We start from the raw sequence: 19,135 nt of genomic DNA, 5'->3' as shown, positions 1-19,135 counted from the left end.
TTATGTATAAAAATTTAGACAGTGATAAAAAAATAATACACCTATTTACGATAAATTTAAAATATTTTTACAAATAAAAATTATTTTATATAAATAGTTCAGCATGTAGAATTGGCACACCAATTGCATAAATAGAAAGTGAGAGATTTAGGAGAAAGGGGGGTGCTATGTGAGACACTGTGACGTTTTAATAATAGGCGGTGGTATTATAGGCTGCTCTATCGCGTATTACACATCAAAATACGGAAGAGACGTAACAATCATTGAAAAAGGAGAATTTGTCAGTGGGACGTCTTCACGGTGTGATGGGAACATTTTGGCTATTGATAAAGACCCAGGTTTTGATAGTCAAATGTCGTTAGTAAGTCAAAATTTAGTAACTGAATTAAGTGTAGAGTTGGAGCACTCATTTGAATATAGGGCGCCAGGAAGTATTCTCGTTTGTGAATCAGACGAAGAGATGGAGGCAGCACAGCAATGGGTGAATCGTCAAAAAGCAGCTGGTTTACCGTTTCGAATGCTTGATCGGAAAGATATAAGAGAAGAATCGCCATTTTTTGCGGATGATTTATTAGGTGGTTTAGAATGCGCAACGGATTCGACTGTAAATCCATATCTTCTTGCTTTTTCACTTCTTGCAGAATCGAAGAAATTTGGTACGAAAGCTTTTAATCATACAGAAGTAAAAGAAATGAAAAGAGATATAGACGGTTCCTTTATTGTAGAAACGACAAATGGGACGTTTACTGCGAAGCAAGTGGTGAACGCAGCCGGTGTGTGGGCTCCTAAAATTGGACAGATGTTAGATGTCAATATCCCAATTGAACCGAGAAAGGGGCATATTATTGTAGCTTCCAGGCAACAACACGTTGGCTGCCGTAAAGTAATGGAATTTGGTTATTTAATTTCTAAATTTGGCGGGAAACGAAAAGTGGATGCTTTAACTGAGAAATACGGGGTAGCTCTTGTATTTGAACCGACAGAAAGCCAAAATTTTTTAATTGGTAGTAGTCGAGAGTTTGTAGGGTTTCATACGAGGATAAATAACGAGGTTATTAAATGTATTGCAAATAGAGCAATTCGTTTTTATCCGAAAATGGCAGATATGATGGTGATTCGTTCATATGCTGGATTACGCCCGTGGACAGAAGATCATTTGCCAATCATTTCAGGAGTGGAACATATTCCGAACTACTTTATAGCAGCAGGACATGAAGGCGATGGAATTAGTCTTGCGGCAGTTACTGGGAAAGTGATTGAGGAGTTATTAAATGAAAAAGAAACAATCATTCCTATTGAACCACTTCGTTTGAGTCGTTTTACAGAAAGGGTGTTAAATGGATGAGGTCACAGAAAGTCTTTACGACGATTGATACACATACGGGCGGGAATCCAACGAGGACATTAATTAGCGGACTTCCTAAGTTAATTGGAGAGACGATGGCAGAGAAGATGTTACATATGAAAAAGGAGTATGACTGGATTCGCAAATTGTTAATGAATGAGCCACGTGGTCATGATGTAATGTCAGGAGCACTATTAACAGATCCGTGTCATCCTGAAGCTGATATAGGTGTTATATACATAGAGACAGGTGGATATTTACCGATGTGTGGTCACGATACAATCGGTGTATGTACAGCTTTAGTTGAATCAGGTTTAATTCCAGTAATTGAACCGGTTACTTCTTTAAAGCTAGATACACCAGCTGGCTTAGTTGAAGTAGATATTTCTGTTCAAGATGGAAAAGCGAAAGAAGTCTCCTTCTGTAACATACCAGCTTTTTTACTGAAAAATATTTCTGTACACGTCGAAGAAATTGGAACTGTAGAGGCGGATATTGCGTATGGAGGGAATTTTTATGCCATTATCGATGCGAAGTCAGTAGGTTTAGAGTTAATACCAGAAAACGCATCTACAATCATTGATAAGGCGATTCATATTAGAAATACAATTAATGAGAAGTTTGAAATCATTCATCCAGAGTATTCGTTTATAAGAGGATTAACACATGTTGAATTTTATACAGATCCTACTCATGAAAGTGCGCATGTGAAAAATACGGTTGTTGTTCCGCCAGGAGGAATTGATCGATCTCCATGTGGCACAGGAACATCAGCGAAGTTAGCTGTATTATACGCTCATAAAAAAATTGATATTGATGAAGAATTTGTTCATGAGAGTATTGTAGGTTCTTTATTTAAAGGGTGTGTTATGAATACAACATATGTAGAAAATATTGAAGCTGTAGTAACGAAAATTACAGGATCAGCTTGGCTTATGGGTATGCATAGATTTTTTTACAATGAAAAGGATCCACTTAAAGAAGGCTTCTTGCTAATTCCGCCGATGGAACATGAAACGGAGGATGTAAAATGAACATTCAAAAAATGTATACAGCAGTAGATGTGCACGTAGCTGGCGAAGCATTTCGTGTAATAAAGGACGTACCATGCAAATACTACTACAGTTTAGAACATTTAAATGAACAATTTTCAGGCGAATTAGCAGAAGAAATGCAGCTTTTATTAAATGAACCACGTGGTTTTATTGGGTTAAATGGATGCATTGTCGTTCCTTCTATTCATAAGGAAGTTGATGCAGCTGTATTATTTTTTAATCATGAAGGATCTATTCCTCTTCATTATGGAGGTATTGTTGCGGTAATAACGATGTTACTAGAAAGTGGATATTTAAAAAAGAGAGAGTCTAATCAATACAAAATTGAAACACTATCTGGAATATTTTCAGTCTATGCCTATGTAGAGAATGATGAAGTTATTTCGGTGTCGTTTGAAAGTAAACTATGTTATATGATTGAGAAAAATTTAAAGGTTGGTAATATAAGTTACTCTCTCATACAGGCAGATAAAGTATATGCAGTTGTAGAAAAGGATACGTATTCGCCAGAAATCAGTATTGAAAACATCTCTAAATTAAAAAAATGGGGTGAAGCTACACTTCAAGCTATACAAAAACAGTCATTAATAAAAAGACTTATTTTAGTAGATTCTATGCAAAAAGAAAAGAACCATATAAAGTCGATTACGTTTCATGAAGACAACTTTATAGTGCGTTCACCAGGTTTTGTTTCTACTATTGTGTCTTATGTTCATGCTTTATTTAAAAATGAATATATAGCGGATAAAGCTTTTAAAAATGAAAGTGTTTTTAATAGCTTTATAACAGTGGAACAAGTGAAGAAAGAAGAGCTAGGATACATTTTTCGTTTTGAAAGTAGAGGGTTTATTACAGGCATGCAGACGTTTCTATTAGACCCTACAGATCCGTTTCCAACAGGATTTCTATTAAAATAAAATGTTAAAGGGAGAGATAAATATGCAAAATATTAAAGGGGCATTTCCAGTATTAATAACACCAATGGATGAGTTTCAAGAGATTGATTGGAAAGGTGTAAAGCAAAACGTAAACTACTTTATTGAGAAAAAAGTAGCTGGAATTATTATTAATGGAAGTACGGGAGAATTTGTTAGTTTATCAAAAGAAGAACGATTTAACATGGTAGAAACAGTATTAAAAGAAGTTGATGGCCGTATTCCAGTCATTGTTGGAACTGCTGCGGAGACGACGAAAGAAACGATTGAATATACGAAACATGCAGAAGCGCACGGAGCGGATTGTGCATTAATTATAAACTCTTACTATTGTAAACCGAAGGAAGAGGAAATATATTTTCATTTTAAAGAAATCTCAAACGCTGTAAATATACCAATAATGTTATACAATAACCCATTTACTTCTGGTGTTGATATGAGTACAGAGCTAATGCTCCGTATTGGAAAAGAGTGTGAAAATGTTACACATATTAAAGAATCTAGCGGAGATATTCGAAAAGCGAGAGATTTAGTAAGACAAGGCGAAGGTGCTTTTCAAGTTTTCTGTGGGTCTGAAGATTTAGTTATGGAATCTTATTTAGTTGGTGCAACGGGATGGGTTTCAGTGGCTGGAAATATCGTTCCAGGTCTCGTTACGAAAATGTATGAGCATTTTCAAAATGGTGAATTAGAAAAAGCATGGGAAATAAACGATGCTATTTTACCTCTTTGTGAGTTTCTTGAAGGGTCTGGGAAATATGTACAAATCGTTAAACGTTCAATGGAATTACACGGGCAAGTCGGAGGGCCTTCACGTTATCCGAGATTAGGATTAACTGAAGAAGAAGATCAAAAACTTCAAACTATATTATCCGAAATCGCAGCTCATGTAGCTGTTTAAATAAGGAGGAGAGCATATATGTTAACGACAAACATTGAGCTGAAACCAAAAGTGAAAGCGTTTTTAAATGAAGAAGTCAAAATGTTTATTAATGGAGAATTTGTTCCTTCTATTAGCGGGAAGACGTTTGAAACATACAATCCAGCAACAGAAGATGTTCTAGCTGTCGTATGTGAAGCACAAGAAGAAGATATTGATGTCGCAGTAAAGGCGGCAAGATTGGCTTTTGAATCAGGCCCTTGGGCAGAAATGACTACTGCTGAAAGAGCGCATCTTATCTATAAATTAGCAGACTTAATTGAAGAACATAGAGAAGAATTAGCACAGCTTGAGGCTTTAGATAATGGGAAGCCATATCAAGTAGCACTTGATGATGATATTTCAGCGACTGTAGAAAATTATCGTTATTACGCGGGATGGGCTACAAAAATTATCGGGCAAACCATTCCAATTTCAAAAGATTATTTAAATTACACACGCCATGAACCAGTTGGTGTTGTTGGTCAAATTATTCCGTGGAATTTTCCACTCGTTATGTCTTCTTGGAAAATGGGTGCCGCTCTTGCGACAGGTTGTACGATTGTACTAAAACCTGCAGAGCAAACGCCTTTATCTTTATTATATACAGCGAAGCTATTTAAAGAAGCTGGTTTTCCAAGTGGTGTCGTAAACTTTGTACCAGGTTTCGGCCAAGAAGCAGGGGCTGCAATTGTAAACCATCATGATATTGATAAAGTAGCTTTCACAGGTTCTACAGTTACAGGGAAATATATTATGCGTCAATCTGCAGAGACAATTAAACATGTAACTTTAGAACTTGGTGGTAAGTCACCAAATATCATTTTAGAAGACGCTGATTTAGAAGAAGCGATTAACGGTGCATTCCAAGGCATTATGTATAATCATGGTCAAAATTGTAGTGCAGGATCCCGTGTATTTGTTCATCGGAAGCATTATGAAACTGTAGTAGAAGAGCTTGTAAAAAGGGCAAATAATATTAAACTTGGAGCCGGGATGGAAACAGATACAGAAATGGGTCCACTCGTATCTAAAAAACAACAAGAGCGTGTGCTAAATTACATTGCACAAGGAAGAGCTGAAGGTGCTACTGTTGCAGCTGGTGGTGAGCGTGCATTTGAAAAAGGTTATTTTGTTCAGCCGACAGTATTCACAAATGTTACTGATGATATGACAATTGTTAAGGAAGAAATCTTTGGACCAGTTGTCGTTGTACTTCCATTTGATTCGACAGAAGAAGTAATTGAAAGAGCAAATCGCTCTTCATATGGGCTTGCTGCTGGGGTATGGACACAAAATATTAAAACTGGACATCAAGTTGCTAATAGATTAAAGGCAGGAACAGTGTGGATTAATGATTATAACTTAGAAAATGCAGCGGCACCATTTGGTGGATATAAACAATCAGGTATTGGACGTGAGTTAGGTTCATATGCACTTGATAATTATACAGAAGTGAAAAGTGTTTGGGTAAATATAAAGTGAAACTCTATTCAGTGAGTAGCTTTACTGCTCGCAAATAGCGGGATAATAAAATGATGAAATATAGTAAGAGATGCGGACAACTGGAAGGCATGAAAAAGGTTGTCCGTTTTCTTATATATAAAAATGCTTTTTCAAAAGAATTATAAGGGGGATTTGGATGGAGCAGTTAGTAGAATGGTTAGTAGGGCAAGTATGGAGTATTGGTTTAGTTGTTTTCGCATTAGGAGCAGGAGTGTATTTTACAATTGCCACTCGTTTTTTACAAATTCGTTATTTTAAAGAGATGATTAAACTATTATTTGAAGGGAAGAGCTCGGAGACGGGAATATCATCCTTCCAAGCGTTTTGTTTAGCCTTATCAGGTAGGGTTGGAATAGGTAATATCGCAGGGGTAGCGACAGCTATCGCTTTTGGCGGGCCTGGAGCTGTATTTTGGATGTGGATAATGGCTTTGTTAGGGGCCGCTAGTGCGTTCGTTGAATCAACATTATCTCAAGTGTATAAGAGTAAAGTAGGGAATGAATATCGCGGCGGTACACCATATTTTATTGAAAAAGGTTTAAAAATGAAATGGTTTGCAGTCATTGTAGCGGTCGTTGTAACACTTTCATATGGCGTTTTATTACCAGGTATTCAATCTAGTAGTATCGCAGTTGGGTTTGAAAATTCTAATGGTATTAGCAAATATATAACTGGTATATTATTAGTCGTATTATTAGCAGCTATCATTTTTGGTGGCGTAAAGAGAATTGCGGGCGTTTCACAAATGCTTGTTCCTTTTATGGCAATTGGTTATGTAATTGTTACATGTATCATTTTAATTGCGAATATAACGGAAATTCCAAGTATGTTTGCTTTAATTTTCTCAAGTGCTTTTGGTGTAAATGAAATGTTTGGCGGCATCGTCGGCGCAGCTATTGCATGGGGAGTAAAGCGTGCTGTATTTTCAAACGTCGCTGGTGTTGGGGAAGCGACGTATAGCTCAGCTGCTGCTGAAGTATCGCACCCTGCAAAACAAGGGTTAGTTCAAGCGTTTTCTGTATATATCGATACAATTGTAGTATGTACTGCGACAGCGCTTATGATTTTAATAACAGGTATGTACAATGTTATACCTGAAGGGAAAAGCGCTATTGTACAGAATATAGGAAATGTGGAAGCAGGTCCAATTTATACACAACAAGCAGTTGAAACTGTTATGACAGGATTTGGTCCAATATTTATTTCAATCGCAATATTCTTCTTCGCATTTACAACTTTACTCGCGTACTACTATATCGCTGAAACGACGCTTACTTATTTAGATCGTGACCTCAAATATAGCTGGTTAAAACCAGTATTAAAAATTGGATTTTTAATTATGGTATACATCGGTAGTGTAGAATCAGCTTCGTTTTTATGGAATCTCGGAGATTTAGGAATTGGTAGTATGGCATGGTTAAACCTTATAGCAATCCTATTATTAAGTAAAACGGCATTAAAAGTGTTAAAAGATTATGAAACGCAGAAAAAAGAAGGGAAAGATCCAGTATTTGATCCTAAAAAAGTAGGGATTGAAGGTTTAACGATTTGGGAAGAGCGGGGTAAAGAGATTGAAAGAAAAAGTTCTAAAGAAAAAGTATCGGCGGATGATAGTGTTAAATTTTAAATATGTAAACTTCTAATATTAAAAAACTGAAAATTCAATCTTTTTATCTAGGTTATATATGGTCTTTTTTTAACCTTAAATAAAAGAATGTATCGATCTTAGTAAAGGGGTATTAGAAGTTTAATGTGTCTCAGTTGTAATTACTGGTGAACTAAAATGTGCTGAGCGCTGATTTTAATGCACGAGTGTATGGTGGAATTGAAAAATCAAAGTTATTAAAAGTGAAAAAGCTCTCCTTAAATTATGCTTGTAAGGAGAGCTTTTTATTTTAGCCTAATTTTTTTGAAAGAGTTTCAATTGTTTCATATAATCAATAGCTTTCGTTTTATTTCTTTGTGCAGAAACATATTGTGCCTCGTTTATATCTCTATAATAATTATTAAATATTTCTTCAGAAAGAATACCGTTAGATACAGCATCTTGAACTGCACAGTGTGGTTCATTAGTATGCGAACAGTTAGAGAATTTGCATTTCTTGGATATATTCGTTATATCTTCATATCCAAAATCAAAGTTACCTTCATGATTTATTAAGTCAAATCCTATTTTACTAATAATAAATCCCTCCACTTTTGAAAAAGTTTTGTAGAATCATACAGTCAAATTATTTTGTTTTTAATATTCTATATTTCCGTAAATCGATTTCTCTACATCAGGGAGAAGTGTGTATATACTCTTACCGATTAAAGATTCTAATTCATTCTTAATTGTGTAGAATCCTTTCCAATGAAAGGAGGTATGAGAGGTTGTTCCGTGTCGCAAACCAACTGAAATCAATCTTTTTTCAAGAGTAGTAAAGCCTTCCGCATCAGCGAGAGCGTCGCAAAGGGTAATTACTTTATTGTATAAGTCGTAGTCACTATGTTCATTAAGTATGTCAACCAACCGGCTTTCCATATAATCGGGAACAAGGCTCCACTCTGCCGCGATATCTAACTGCTCATTTTTGCAAGGAAATGAATGCGTCACACATATAACGGCGTTTCCTGTATACCCTAAATCATTCATATACATGTAACCATCATAGGAATGAATAACAGATTTAGTAAAACCTTTATATCTTCCTATATCATGCAGGAGGGCAGCATTGTATGCTATATCAGCATCTAGGTCGTACTCATTATTAATAAGTTCAACAACTATCTTTTCAGTTGCAAGGGCAACATTACATGAATGTTCGAACCACGGACCTGGGTTTTGTTCATATGCCCACTGGAGTAATTCTCTTGCATATGTCCTATCTAATATATATTTCATATAGGTATCCTTTCTCTAAAAAATCATATATTTAATAATTTCATCTTAGAATTTCATTATTCCTTCTTTAAAAGTTGTTACAATGAAACAAAAGGGGGATTAGTAATGCAAAATTTAGTAATTGAAGAAATTAAGCAATTAGAAAATGATATGGAAGAGCTTTCTAAACTTTTGAAAACAGTAGTAGATGATGAGGCGTCAATTGGTTTTTTACCTCCACTGGAACAACAAGAAGCCATAAATTATTGGCAAACCGTATTAGCACCAGAAGTGATATTATATGTTGCTAAAATAAATAATGAAGTGGCAGGAAGTGTACAATTACATCTTGTTACAAAGCCTAATGGGATCCATAGGGCCGAAATTTGTAAGTTAATGACTCACCCAAACTTTAGACGGAATGGCATCGGACGTTCATTATTGAAAAAAGCAGAGGAACGAGCAAAGCAAGAAAATAGGTCTCTTTTAGTGTTAGATACTAGAGAAGGGGATCCATCGAATAGATTATACAAATCATTAGACTATCAAGAAGTTGGAAAAATACCGGAATATGCAATTTCTCCAAATGGTGAGCTGGATGCAACGATAATTTATTATAAAATGCTTTAGTTTTTTTATTTGAAAAGAGGGATAATTTCAAATAATGTTTGATACAACCCTGTATAATAGTGTTTTTCTTTTGACCCTTTATCTTCATCTGGAATGTTTAATTTAAAGGACCAGTCTGTAGAGAGCTTTGACAGTTTTTTTAGATTTTGATTTTGAAGTCATTTGGTGAATATTAAAATGTTAATCTAAAAAATGGAGGTTGTTGTGATGTTGAAACTGTTTCAATATAACTGGCAAGTTCGTGATGATTGGTTTACATTGTGCGAAGATATGTCGGCTGAAGAACTATTAAAGAAACGGGTTGGTGGATTTGGTAGCATCCTACATACCCTATTTCACATTGTAGATGTGGAATATATGTGGATCTTAGGTTTGCGAGGTGAACCAGTGCCTGAGGAGCCATTGTTTGAAGATTATACTAGCTTGCAAAAAGTGAAAAATCTTTCGGATCAATACCACGAGAAAGTGAAGCCATTTGTGACATCTTGGACAAATGAAATGGATTCTCGGAAACTTTCAGAAACTGATTTCAATGAAGAACCGATTAGCTCTAGAGACGCCCCAATCAGGCGCCGGGTCATTGAATGTACACACGGAGAGATAATACGTCATGTCATTGTCCATGAAATTCACCATATCGGCCAGTTATCTATATGGGCACGTGAAATAGGAAAGGAGCCTGTTTCCGCAAATCTGAGAGGAAGAGGGCTATTCGATAATTAGACTGCCTTTGCCAATTTCACATTTAATAACTTAGTGCAAGTACCACCTTTATTTTAACGAAAAGATAACTTTTGGCCATCTAAATTATTTTAGAGGGTCTTTTTTTGTGAAAACGATGAAAAATATAGAAGAAACTGCAATTATTTATAAAAAAATGTGTCTAAAATATTGTCATATTTGCTTCTTTAAGATATTCTTTTCATGAAGAGGTGGAAAACATGGAAAAAGTACTAGTTTTCGGGCATAAAAACCCAGATACAGATGCAATTTGTTCTGCGATTGCTTATGCAGAATTGAAAAAAGAATTAGGAATGAATGCTGAGCCTGTACGTTTAGGCGAAATCAGCGGTGAAACTCAATTTGCGTTAGACTATTTTAAAGTAGAAGGACCGCGTTTTGTTGAGACAGTTGCAAGCGAAGTGGACAATGTTATTTTAGTTGACCATAACGAGCGTCAACAAAGTGCTAACGATATCGAATCTGTTCGTGTGTTAGAAGTTATTGACCATCACCGTATTGCTAACTTTGAAACAAGCGATCCTATATACTACCGTTGTGAGCCAGTTGGTTGTACAGCTACAATCTTAAACAAAATGTACAAAGAAAATGGTGTTGCAATTCGTAAAGAAGTTGCAGGTTTAATGTTATCTGCAATCATTTCAGATTCTTTACTATTCAAATCTCCAACTTGCACAGAACAAGACGTAGCAGCAGCTCGCGAATTAGCGGAAATCGCTGATGTAGATGCAGATAACTACGGCTTAGAAATGTTAAAAGCTGGTGCTGACTTAAGCGGAAAAACAATGGAGCAATTAATCTCCCTTGACGCTAAAGAATTCCAAATGGGTAACGCGAAAGTTGAAATCGCACAAGTAAACGCTGTTGATACAAACGATGTTCTTGTACACCAAGCTGAACTTGAAAAAGTTATCTCTACAGTAGTAGAAGAAAAAGGTTTAGACTTATTCTTATTTGTTGTAACTGATATCTTAACTAACGATTCTGTCGGTCTTGCGATCGGTAAAGCAGCAAACGTTGTTGAGAAAGCATACAACGTATCTCTAGAAAACAACACTGCTACATTAAAAGGTGTTGTATCTCGTAAAAAACAAATCGTACCAGTATTAACAGAAGCATTCCAAGCTTAATATAATTGTGTATGGTTTAACAAAAAAAGGACAAGTAGTCAGATTGGCTACTTGTCCTTTTTATCTTTAAAAAACAGAAAATTAAAAACGGGAGGATTGTGTATGTTTAATGATTTGGAAAATAAATTACAGTCACTTTTAGAGCGGAAAATTACTTCTGTTTCAGAATTAGAGCGTTGGCTTTTAGAGGAACTGCGTGTAAACGCTGAAGTAGAAGAGGAGATAACAAGTAGTTTAATCGCCACGTATAGAGATACAAATGACAGAGATAAACGTAATTTACATATGTATAATCAAAATACAATTCAACCACTTTTAAAAAGCTACACTGCAAAATTTGACCAGAAATTTAGAGAGTGCCCGTTTTCCGACTTATTAGAGGAGCAGAAATACGGATTTATGAAAAAAACACGATTGGTGAAGAGTAAAATGTTTAATGAAAAGAACATTTCTCTTTCCATTAAAGAGCAAGAGCTTATTACGAAATATAGAGAAATAATGTCTAACATATTTATTAATTGGGAAGGCGAGCAAAAGACGTATGCATACATAAAAGCAAAGCTAGACAACAGAAATAGAGCTATTCGCAAAAAAGCTTGGTATGCTTTATGTGAAGCAAGAAGTGTAGTGAAAATAGAAATAGATTGTATTATGAATAATCTCGTACAATTGCGGAATGAGATAGCTTTAAATGCAGGGTTTAATAATTATAGTGAATATGCTTTCAAACAAAAAAACAGAGATTATAGAATTGAAGAGTGTTATAAGCTTCATGAATCTATAGAGAAGTATGTTGTACCAATTTGGAAACAGTTAGGGAATCTTTCTAAAAGTAATCTCGGTGTAAAAACGTGTCGCCCTTGGGATCTTGCTGCTTGTAATTTACAAAAAACGCCATTTGAAAATCCCATTGATTTATTGGATGGGGTGGAAGAAATGTTTCAGAAGACAGACTTATATTTTTATGAGGAATTTATCCATATAAGGAAAGCAGGATTCATTGACGTAGAAGAACGTGAAAATAAAGCACAAGGAGCTGCTTGTTTTACCTTACCTCATAGTAAAGAGGTTTTTGTGTATTCTAACTTTAGTCCTTCATTTTATGCAATTAATGCACTAGTACACGAAATGGGGCATGCATTTCATTTTTATAAACAATTTAACAATGATAGTAGCATGCAGGAAAGATATCTTCGTGAAGAGGTAGCTGAGCTTTATTCCCTCAGTCTTGAGTTGCTAGTAATGGATAAGCTTACTGTTTTTTATAAGCAAAAGGATGAATATAAAGAAGTGCAGCGCGTACAATTATATCGTGCTTTGTCTTTATTAATGTCATCAATTGCAGGAGATGTATTCCAGCACTGGATCTATGCAAATCCAAACCATACACCAGAAGAACGTGATAAGAAATATGTTGAACTATGTAAAAGGTATCCACACTCATCAGTTAATATTGCAGGATTAGAGAATGAAATCGGTGCAAGCTGGTTAGAGTCATTTCACTTTGTCCAGTTTCCTTTTTATAAAATTGAATATGCAATTTCACAAATAGGAGCAATGCAATTGTTTCAAATTTACCGGGAAGATTCAGAAAAAGCGATTGCTCTCTTTAAAGAGGGAGCTAGTTCAGATTGGAATTTACCTATACAAGTAATATATGAAAATACAGGTGTTACGTTTGACTTTTCGGAAGAAAGGATAGAAAGTACTGCCAGGGCTATTTGGGAACTGATTAATGAATTAAAATAAGGATAGCGTTTAGCTATCCTTATAACCGTTTATTCTTAAGACTTTTTCTTGTTTATATAAAATGTAATAATAGCAGTAATAATGAAAATAGGTATTGCGTACGCTTGCCCAACAAAGAATTTCCAACCTATAGTATTATAGCCGTCAGATGCTGGAAGGATAATCGCGATGATACAAACGATAATATAAGCTAATAATGCTGGGAGTATATTTTTCATACGTATTCACCTCCTTGTTATACTACATTTATATATTGTACTATTGAATAGTGGTTAGAAGATTTATTGTACTCAATTTTACGAAATCTTCACAAACACACTAAAGGATGGGGTGTATGCATGCTTCATGAAAGTAACTTTAGTACGGTGTTTTTATGTAATAATATAAATGCTTAATCAACTGCTCTAAAGTAAACTCAACCAAATATAGGAAATAATGTAATTTTATCTTTCGAGATTATTATATAGTATTCTTTAAAAAAATGTACTGAAAAATTTTATATTTCATAAGAAAGTTAGAAGCGAGGTAAGAAATAACGATGAAAAGGTTATGCATAATTCCATGTGGAAAGAAGAAAATTTGGGATAAGTACCCAGATCACAGAGAGGCAGAGGCAAAAGACGTATATATTAGTCCATTCGGAAAAGCATGTCAGGCGTATGCAACTGAGTTTTTCGAGAATTGGGTTATATTATCTGCAAAGCATGGTTTTTTAAGACCAAATGATATTGTAAAGGAAAACTATGATCTTGCATTTGACTCAAAGAGTAATGAGATTATTAACATAGAACAATTAAAACAACAGATGATTGATAAAGGCTTACTTCAGTTTGATGAAATAGTATTACTTGCAGGGAAGAAGCATAAAAAAGTTGTGACGAAGCTATATCCAGAAGAAATCATTACATATCCGTTAGAAGGATGTAGAGGGATTGGGTATATGTTGCAGAGGTTGAAGGGTGCTGTGGAAGGGCAGCAGGAAATATAGTCATATTAGTACTTGATTCAAATTACATCACATTTATACACTTTAAATAGACTATTAAATAAGCCTTTTTACCCTTTTAAACATAGAATATGATGAATTCTATTTTATATTAGGGGGGAATCATATTCATGTGTAATAATTGTCGGTGTAGACGCAGAGATTGTAATAGATTTTGGGATGATTTAATGTTTGGAAGATGTAGACGCAGAGAATGTGATGATTGTCGTTGCAATCGTAAACGTCATTGTGATTGTGATGATTGCCGTTGCAATCGTAAACGTGACGATGATGATGATAAATGCCGTAAGTGGTAATTTTCTTTGAAAGAGTACTTTGAAGTAAAGTACTCTTTTTTTGTATGAACCTTTTAAATTCCATTTTGAACAGATTTCTTTTCAATTTCCCATGAATCTTGCTTTTTAATTTTTAGAGCTACATTCGTACCATTAGATTTTGTATAAAAGATATACCCGTGGTTGGACTTAACGTAAGTTGAAGGTTCACCTGTGCAATCTTTAGAACAAGATGTGTTGATAAGTTCAATTAAGGATAGTTCGCTAGGATCGGTTTTACTAGCATCTATAAGTGTATCAAGGTTCGTTTTGCGAAAGCCTTGTAAGTTTACATGGAAATTCTTTTCTATTTCTCCAGTAACGCTAGTATTCATTACTTCAACTGAAGTTTTCTTTTCGAAAAGAAAACCATTTCCATAAAGGAATTTTGTATATCCAAGCCATGCGATTAAAAATAGTATAAAAAACATACCAGTTGTTTTAAGTTTTCGGAGCCGTTTACTTACGATTGATTCTGAATATTTCATTCAGCCTAATCCTCCAATGTTTTTATTTTAAAGTATGCTTGGGTATATATATTTAGAAGGAGATGAAAGTTAGAGAGTTACTGATTCAAAAAAAGAAAGCATCTGAAGTTAGGTGCTTTCTTTTTGAATACTGTCCGCTATCTGTTAGTTACTTGTTTCATAAGAGGTCTTATTTCTTTAACAGGTGGTTTTTTATCATAGGCATCAACGTAAGAAAAGTAATAATTTAAGTTTCTGAGAAGTCCTTTTCCTATTTTAGCGTTTAAGAAGGGGAATACTTGTCCAGTATAATCATCGAGAGATTTACAGTAGTATTTTTCGTCTAAATATATACTGTATTTACATGTTAGTTCTACTAATGAGTTTCCTTCATCATCAAATACTTCTTTAGAATCAATAATGTCTATTAATGCGAATTTTTCATTCAGATAAACTTTTTTCTTTTTCTCGTGCTTATTTGTGAGAATAAATACGAGACCAATTGCGTTAATCAAACTATTTCCTCCTATAAAAAACGGATATTAATAAAATATATCGATATACGTTAAATGTAAAGAGGAGTGGTGAAATATCATTGATAGAAAACTAAATAAGCCGATTTGTTTTTTCAAATCGGCTTATTTTTATTGAAATACTTGCGGAAATTGTTTTACGATTGCGTTTGTTATCATGTCGGCCATTTCTAATGCTTCTTTTTCAATTTTATCGTAAAGTTTTACTCCTGCTTCATAATCTTTATTTAGGAAGGCAAGTGCTTCCGCTTTCGTTAGTGCTAAATGTTCATAAAACATTTTTCTGAATTCTTCTTTATCTATATATGGGTTGATACTGTTAAGAAATTCAGTAATTTCATCACCATTAGCGTACCATTTCTTCTCTATAGCGGCTGCTGCGTTTTGATCACCAGCTTTTGCTGCTTTCACAAGATCGGCTGCAATTACTAAATGATCTTTAATTAATGCACTATATTTCTTTACTGCATTCTCGCCATAGAAGGGCTCAAGTGATAGTCCCATATGTGTTGCGTTTTGTAAAAGCCGTCCAACAGTAACATTAACATCTGGTAAATTAAATACAATACTTATAATAGCTAATCTCGTCCAAGCGACGTGTTGTTCCCATAAAGAACGCATATACCCTTTTAAAAAATTCTCGTTTTTACTAATTCGGTAGTTACGTACGGATGAATCATAGTTTACATAAGGGTTATGATAGGGGGAGTAATACGATTGCCAATAAGAATACATAAATAGTAACACTCCTTTGAACATGTATAACTCAAAGTATGATAAAGATTTATTTTTAGTTACGTGTCCTAGATTATTTTCAGGGAATTTGAAATGGGGAAATTCAATGAATAATGTTGTGGTATATATGAATAAATTGAATATAAAGTAAAAGAGGCTCTGCAAGGGAAGTTGCAGAGCCTCAAAAGGGTATTGCCGAGATGTCGGACTCGACTACGTAATATTAACATAAAATTCTTTTAAAATAACCTGGTAAATGCGTCCAAATGAGAAGGGTACTTTTTAATAAAGTTAAAGGGATCTGCTTCCCGCGGCAGATCCCTTTAACTAGATAATGTTGATGAGCAAAAACTCATCTGGAGTATTTTCATAGTAACAAATGAAATTCACTTTGTGTATTGAGAAAAAAATGAATTACTTGTATGAATGTAAAGGATTTATATTTTGCTTTTGGGAATTATAATCATTTGTGGAGAATGGAATAGGGTTCTAAAATGGAGAAAAGACTTTTCAACCAGGCTACGATATATCGCGATATGTAAGTATAAAAAGACCTGCTAATTTAAGCAGGTCAACATAAGGGGTTTATCTAACAGATTATTATATATGGTAACAATTGTATTGTAGTAAGTCTATAAGTTTAATGTTGAGAAAATTTGTTTGAATGATATATATTTGGCACATGTATTAACGCATAAAAAGTTGAGAAAGGAAATTAAATAGTTTTTTATAAGAAAATAAAGGCTGATACTTATAAAATGATTCATATTTCCACGCATCATTATTAGAGAATTGGAGTTGTTTATTTGACGCTTTAGGTTTGTTGGAATTATTGTAACGACTCTTCATAATTTAACCTCCTCAAATTCATATGTATACGATTAGTAGTATTCTAGGAAGGTAAATTAAATGAATATTTATTTTGAAATTCTTTCTTCTTGTGTACTAGATTTGTTTTTTTTATGTTGGAAAACCTAGGAAGCAAATAGAACTCAAATACTTATAAAATTCAAAGTGGCGAGAATCAGTTTGATGATATAATGGGAATAGATGAAAGATAAAGAAAAGCAGGTGACTCTTTTTTGTTTACAAAAGCTCAAGAACTTTTAGCGTCTTATTTCGGTTATTCGTCATTCCGAAGAGGACAAGATGAAACAATTAAAAATGTATTAGATGGGAAGGATACGGTTTGTATTATGCCTACGGGCGGTGGTAAGTCAATTTGTTATCAAATTCCCGCACTAGTATTCGAAGGAACGACATTAGTTATATCACCTTTGATTTCACTTATGAAAGATCAAGTAGATACATTAATTCAAAACGGTATTTCCGCTACATATATTAATAGTTCTATTTCTATTACAGAAGCGAATCAACGAATTCAATTGGCGAAACAAGGACATTACAAATTGCTTTACGTGGCGCCTGAGCGTCTTGATTCTATGGAGTTTGTTGACCAACTTATCGATATGAAAATTCCAATGATTGCGATTGATGAGGCGCACTGTATTTCCCAGTGGGGTCATGATTTCCGTCCAAGTTATTTACATATACATCGCATATTAGATTATCTTCCAGAAAAACCGCTCGTTTTAGCTTTAACGGCAACGGCAACACCACAAGTACGTGATGATATATGTAGCACGCTTGAAATTAATCAAGAAAATACAATTATGACAACGTTCGAGCGCGAGAACTTATCATTTTCAGTAATTAAAGGACAGGATCGTAATGCGTATTTAGCAGATTATATTCGTCAAAATCAGAAGGAATCTGGGATTATATATGCAGCTACAAGAAAAGTAGTCGATCAGTTATATGAAGATCTAGGGAAAGCAGGAGTTTCGGTATCGAAATATCATGCAGGTATGAGCGATCACGATCGAAATGAACAACAAGAACTCTTTTTACGAGATGAAATCAGTGTGATGGTAGCGACATCTGCGTTCGGGATGGGGATTGATAAATCGAATATTCGTTACGTTATTCATTATCAACTTCCGAAAAATATGGAAAGTTACTATCAAGAGGCGGGACGTGCTGGTCGTGACGGGTTAGATAGTGAATGTATTTTGTTATATTCTTCTCAAGATGTACAAGTGCAACGCTTTTTAATTGATCAATCGACTGGAGAATCACGTTTTTCAAATGAACTAGAAAAATTGCAAAATATGACCGATTACTGTCATACAGAACAATGTTTACAATCATTTATTTTGCAATACTTTGGAGAAGAACCGAAGGAAGATTGCGGTCGTTGTGGTAATTGTACGGACGACCGTGAAAGTATTGATGTAACGAGAGAATCACAAATGGTTCTATCTTGTATGATCAGGACGAACCAACGATTCGGAAAACAAATGATTGCACAAGTATTAACTGGATCGAAAAATAAGAAAGTCATTGAATTTAATTTTCATACTTTGCCAACGTATGGTCTTTTATCAAACCGTAGTGTAAAAGAAGTCAGTGAGTTTATTGAGTTTTTAATTTCAGACGAGTTGATTGCAGTTGAACATGGTACATATCCGACATTAAAAGTAACGGAAAAAGGGAAAGAAGCACTACTTGGTAAAGTGAATGTTTTACGCAAAGAACGAGTAGAAACGAGACAAATTGTTCAAGACCATCCTTTATTTGAAGTGCTTCGTGAAGTGCGTAAAGAAATTGCGCAAGGAGAAGGTGTACCACCGTTTGTTATTTTCTCTGACCAAACGTTAAAAGATATGTGTGCAAAAATGCCACAAAGTGACTCCGAACTCCTAACTGTAAAAGGAATCGGAGAACACAAACTTGTGAAGTACGGGTCTCACTTCTTACAAGCAGTTCAGCACTTCATTGAGGATAATCCAAACTATGCTGAAACAATTAAGACAGAAGTTGTTTCAGAGCGTAAAAAATCAGGAAAAGCTTCAGCGAATTCTCATATAGAAACGTATGAAATGTATAAACAAGGCATTGATCTAAATGAGATTGCGAAAGATAGAGGTCTATCAAGACAAACGATTGAAAACCACTTAATCCGTTGCCATGAAGATGGTATGGAAGTAGAGTGGCAAAGCTTTGTTCCAACAGAATATGAAGCGCTTATTGAAACTGCCGTACAAAATGCAGAAGGGGGTTTGAAATCTATTAAAGAACAGCTTCCAAATGAAGTGAGTTACTTTATGATTCGAGCATATTTACAAATAAGAAAGTAGAGACATA

The 19,135-nt window shown here is 34.7% G+C and carries 20 protein-coding genes; 13 read left to right on the top strand and 7 right to left on the bottom strand.

The window, feature by feature from the left end:
- The first annotated feature begins 169 nt into the window (after positions 1-169).
- The 6 genes from BAU27_RS28435 (at position 170) to BAU27_RS28410 (ending at position 7,387) form a co-directional block, all read left to right on the top strand.
- On the top strand, positions 170-1,345 hold the full coding sequence (locus BAU27_RS28435) for an NAD(P)/FAD-dependent oxidoreductase (RefSeq protein ID WP_071772765.1): 1,176 nt from the start codon (positions 170-172) through the stop codon (positions 1,343-1,345).
- Complete coding sequence (locus BAU27_RS28430) at positions 1,342-2,379, top strand: proline racemase family protein (protein WP_071772764.1); 1,038 nt, start codon at positions 1,342-1,344, stop codon at positions 2,377-2,379. The genes BAU27_RS28435 and BAU27_RS28430 overlap by 4 nt, the downstream gene beginning before the upstream one ends.
- Positions 2,376-3,317 (top strand): proline racemase family protein, encoded by a 942-nt coding sequence (locus BAU27_RS28425; RefSeq protein WP_071772763.1) that lies wholly within the window; start codon positions 2,376-2,378, stop codon positions 3,315-3,317. The genes BAU27_RS28430 and BAU27_RS28425 overlap by 4 nt, the downstream gene beginning before the upstream one ends.
- 22 nt (positions 3,318-3,339) lie before the next feature.
- Positions 3,340-4,236 carry a 4-hydroxy-tetrahydrodipicolinate synthase gene (gene dapA / locus BAU27_RS28420; protein ID WP_071772762.1) on the top strand — a complete coding sequence of 299 codons (897 nt, stop codon included), beginning with the start codon at positions 3,340-3,342 and terminating at the stop codon, positions 4,234-4,236.
- A gap of 18 nt (positions 4,237-4,254) precedes the next feature.
- Positions 4,255-5,739 (top strand): aldehyde dehydrogenase family protein, encoded by a 1,485-nt coding sequence (locus BAU27_RS28415; RefSeq protein WP_071772761.1) that lies wholly within the window; start codon positions 4,255-4,257, stop codon positions 5,737-5,739.
- A 157-nt stretch (positions 5,740-5,896) separates the two neighbouring features.
- Positions 5,897-7,387, top strand: coding sequence for an alanine/glycine:cation symporter family protein (locus tag BAU27_RS28410; RefSeq protein WP_071772760.1), 1,491 nt, complete (start codon positions 5,897-5,899; stop codon positions 7,385-7,387).
- Positions 7,388-7,660: 273 nt separating this feature from the next.
- Here the strand turns inward: BAU27_RS28410 and BAU27_RS28405 are convergent, their stop codons facing one another.
- Together BAU27_RS28405 and BAU27_RS28400 are read right to left on the bottom strand one after the other, a co-directional pair.
- Positions 7,661-7,957: a ribosome small subunit-dependent GTPase A gene (locus BAU27_RS28405; RefSeq protein ID WP_175546576.1), complete on the bottom strand. Its 297-nt coding sequence runs from the start codon at positions 7,955-7,957 to the stop codon at positions 7,661-7,663.
- Between the two features lie 45 nt (positions 7,958-8,002).
- The gene (locus BAU27_RS28400) at positions 8,003-8,644 is read right to left on the bottom strand and encodes an HD domain-containing protein (RefSeq protein ID WP_071772759.1); all 642 of its coding nucleotides are present in this window, start codon (positions 8,642-8,644) and stop codon (positions 8,003-8,005) included.
- A 105-nt stretch (positions 8,645-8,749) separates the two neighbouring features.
- Between BAU27_RS28400 and BAU27_RS28395 the strand changes: the two genes are divergently transcribed.
- From BAU27_RS28395 to BAU27_RS28380, 4 genes are all read left to right on the top strand, one after another.
- A complete protein-coding gene (locus BAU27_RS28395) occupies positions 8,750-9,253 on the top strand; it encodes a GNAT family N-acetyltransferase (protein ID WP_071772758.1) in 504 nt (167 codons plus the stop codon).
- A gap of 207 nt (positions 9,254-9,460) precedes the next feature.
- Positions 9,461-9,976 carry a DinB family protein gene (locus BAU27_RS28390; RefSeq protein ID WP_071772757.1) on the top strand — a complete coding sequence of 172 codons (516 nt, stop codon included), beginning with the start codon at positions 9,461-9,463 and terminating at the stop codon, positions 9,974-9,976.
- 218 nt (positions 9,977-10,194) lie between these two features.
- Complete coding sequence (gene ppaC, locus BAU27_RS28385) at positions 10,195-11,124, top strand: manganese-dependent inorganic pyrophosphatase (RefSeq protein WP_071772756.1); 930 nt, start codon at positions 10,195-10,197, stop codon at positions 11,122-11,124.
- A 102-nt stretch (positions 11,125-11,226) separates the two neighbouring features.
- Complete coding sequence (locus BAU27_RS28380) at positions 11,227-12,873, top strand: M3 family oligoendopeptidase (protein WP_071772755.1); 1,647 nt, start codon at positions 11,227-11,229, stop codon at positions 12,871-12,873.
- 35 nt (positions 12,874-12,908) lie between these two features.
- On the opposite strand, the gene BAU27_RS28375 is transcribed toward BAU27_RS28380, so the two are convergent.
- The gene (locus BAU27_RS28375) at positions 12,909-13,091 is read right to left on the bottom strand and encodes a DUF4017 family protein (protein ID WP_071746185.1); all 183 of its coding nucleotides are present in this window, start codon (positions 13,089-13,091) and stop codon (positions 12,909-12,911) included.
- Between the two features lie 320 nt (positions 13,092-13,411).
- Between BAU27_RS28375 and BAU27_RS28370 the strand changes: the two genes are divergently transcribed.
- Positions 13,412-13,861, top strand: coding sequence for a DUF6884 domain-containing protein (locus tag BAU27_RS28370; RefSeq protein ID WP_071746184.1), 450 nt, complete (start codon positions 13,412-13,414; stop codon positions 13,859-13,861).
- Between the two features lie 128 nt (positions 13,862-13,989).
- The gene (locus BAU27_RS33100; protein WP_071746183.1) at positions 13,990-14,175 is read left to right on the top strand and encodes a hypothetical protein; all 186 of its coding nucleotides are present in this window, start codon (positions 13,990-13,992) and stop codon (positions 14,173-14,175) included.
- A 53-nt stretch (positions 14,176-14,228) separates the two neighbouring features.
- Here BAU27_RS33100 and BAU27_RS28360 read toward each other — a convergent pair whose 3' ends face one another.
- From BAU27_RS28360 to BAU27_RS32570, 4 genes are all read right to left on the bottom strand, one after another.
- Entirely contained in the window at positions 14,229-14,681 is a 453-nt protein-coding gene (locus BAU27_RS28360) for a hypothetical protein (protein ID WP_071746182.1), read from the bottom strand.
- Between the two features lie 137 nt (positions 14,682-14,818).
- On the bottom strand, positions 14,819-15,175 hold the full coding sequence (locus tag BAU27_RS28355) for a cytoplasmic protein (protein ID WP_071772754.1): 357 nt from the start codon (positions 15,173-15,175) through the stop codon (positions 14,819-14,821).
- A 129-nt stretch (positions 15,176-15,304) separates the two neighbouring features.
- Positions 15,305-15,928: an acetylglutamate kinase gene (locus tag BAU27_RS28350; protein ID WP_071772753.1), complete on the bottom strand. Its 624-nt coding sequence runs from the start codon at positions 15,926-15,928 to the stop codon at positions 15,305-15,307.
- A gap of 687 nt (positions 15,929-16,615) precedes the next feature.
- Positions 16,616-16,777 (bottom strand): hypothetical protein, encoded by a 162-nt coding sequence (locus BAU27_RS32570; protein WP_083596212.1) that lies wholly within the window; start codon positions 16,775-16,777, stop codon positions 16,616-16,618.
- Positions 16,778-17,010: 233 nt separating this feature from the next.
- Here BAU27_RS32570 and recQ point away from each other — a divergent pair, with 233 nt between their 5' ends.
- On the top strand, positions 17,011-19,128 hold the full coding sequence (gene recQ, locus BAU27_RS28345; protein ID WP_071772752.1) for a DNA helicase RecQ: 2,118 nt from the start codon (positions 17,011-17,013) through the stop codon (positions 19,126-19,128).
- The last annotated feature ends 7 nt before the right edge of the window (positions 19,129-19,135 follow it).

It is taken from the genome of Bacillus sp. NH11B (genome assembly GCF_001884205.1).
Taxonomy (GTDB): Bacteria; Bacillota; Bacilli; order Bacillales; family Bacillaceae_G; genus Bacillus_A; species Bacillus_A proteolyticus.
Note: the sequence above shows the minus strand (reverse complement) of the source record. Positions and strands in the feature narration are given on the sequence as shown.

Excerpts from the sequence above, each read along its gene's own strand:
- BAU27_RS28380 (WP_071772755.1), top strand. The coding sequence starts at position 11,227 with ATGTTTAATGATTTGGAAAATAAATTACAGTCACTTTTAGAGCGGAAA.
- BAU27_RS28360 (WP_071746182.1), bottom strand. The coding sequence starts at position 14,681 with ATGAAATATTCAGAATCAATCGTAAGTAAACGGCTCCGAAAACTTAAA.
- BAU27_RS32570 (WP_083596212.1), bottom strand. The coding sequence starts at position 16,777 with ATGAAGAGTCGTTACAATAATTCCAACAAACCTAAAGCGTCAAATAAA.
- BAU27_RS28425 (WP_071772763.1), top strand. The coding sequence starts at position 2,376 with ATGAACATTCAAAAAATGTATACAGCAGTAGATGTGCACGTAGCTGGC.
- BAU27_RS28415 (WP_071772761.1), top strand. The coding sequence starts at position 4,255 with ATGTTAACGACAAACATTGAGCTGAAACCAAAAGTGAAAGCGTTTTTA.
- dapA (WP_071772762.1), top strand. The coding sequence starts at position 3,340 with ATGCAAAATATTAAAGGGGCATTTCCAGTATTAATAACACCAATGGAT.
- BAU27_RS28395 (WP_071772758.1), top strand. The coding sequence starts at position 8,750 with ATGCAAAATTTAGTAATTGAAGAAATTAAGCAATTAGAAAATGATATG.
- ppaC (WP_071772756.1), top strand. The coding sequence starts at position 10,195 with ATGGAAAAAGTACTAGTTTTCGGGCATAAAAACCCAGATACAGATGCA.
- BAU27_RS28350 (WP_071772753.1), bottom strand. The coding sequence starts at position 15,928 with ATGTATTCTTATTGGCAATCGTATTACTCCCCCTATCATAACCCTTAT.
- BAU27_RS28375 (WP_071746185.1), bottom strand. The coding sequence starts at position 13,091 with ATGAAAAATATACTCCCAGCATTATTAGCTTATATTATCGTTTGTATC.
- BAU27_RS28430 (WP_071772764.1), top strand. The coding sequence starts at position 1,342 with ATGAGGTCACAGAAAGTCTTTACGACGATTGATACACATACGGGCGGG.
- BAU27_RS28390 (WP_071772757.1), top strand. The coding sequence starts at position 9,461 with ATGTTGAAACTGTTTCAATATAACTGGCAAGTTCGTGATGATTGGTTT.
- BAU27_RS28410 (WP_071772760.1), top strand. The coding sequence starts at position 5,897 with ATGGAGCAGTTAGTAGAATGGTTAGTAGGGCAAGTATGGAGTATTGGT.
- BAU27_RS28400 (WP_071772759.1), bottom strand. The coding sequence starts at position 8,644 with ATGAAATATATATTAGATAGGACATATGCAAGAGAATTACTCCAGTGG.
- BAU27_RS28370 (WP_071746184.1), top strand. The coding sequence starts at position 13,412 with ATGAAAAGGTTATGCATAATTCCATGTGGAAAGAAGAAAATTTGGGAT.
- BAU27_RS33100 (WP_071746183.1), top strand. The coding sequence starts at position 13,990 with ATGTGTAATAATTGTCGGTGTAGACGCAGAGATTGTAATAGATTTTGG.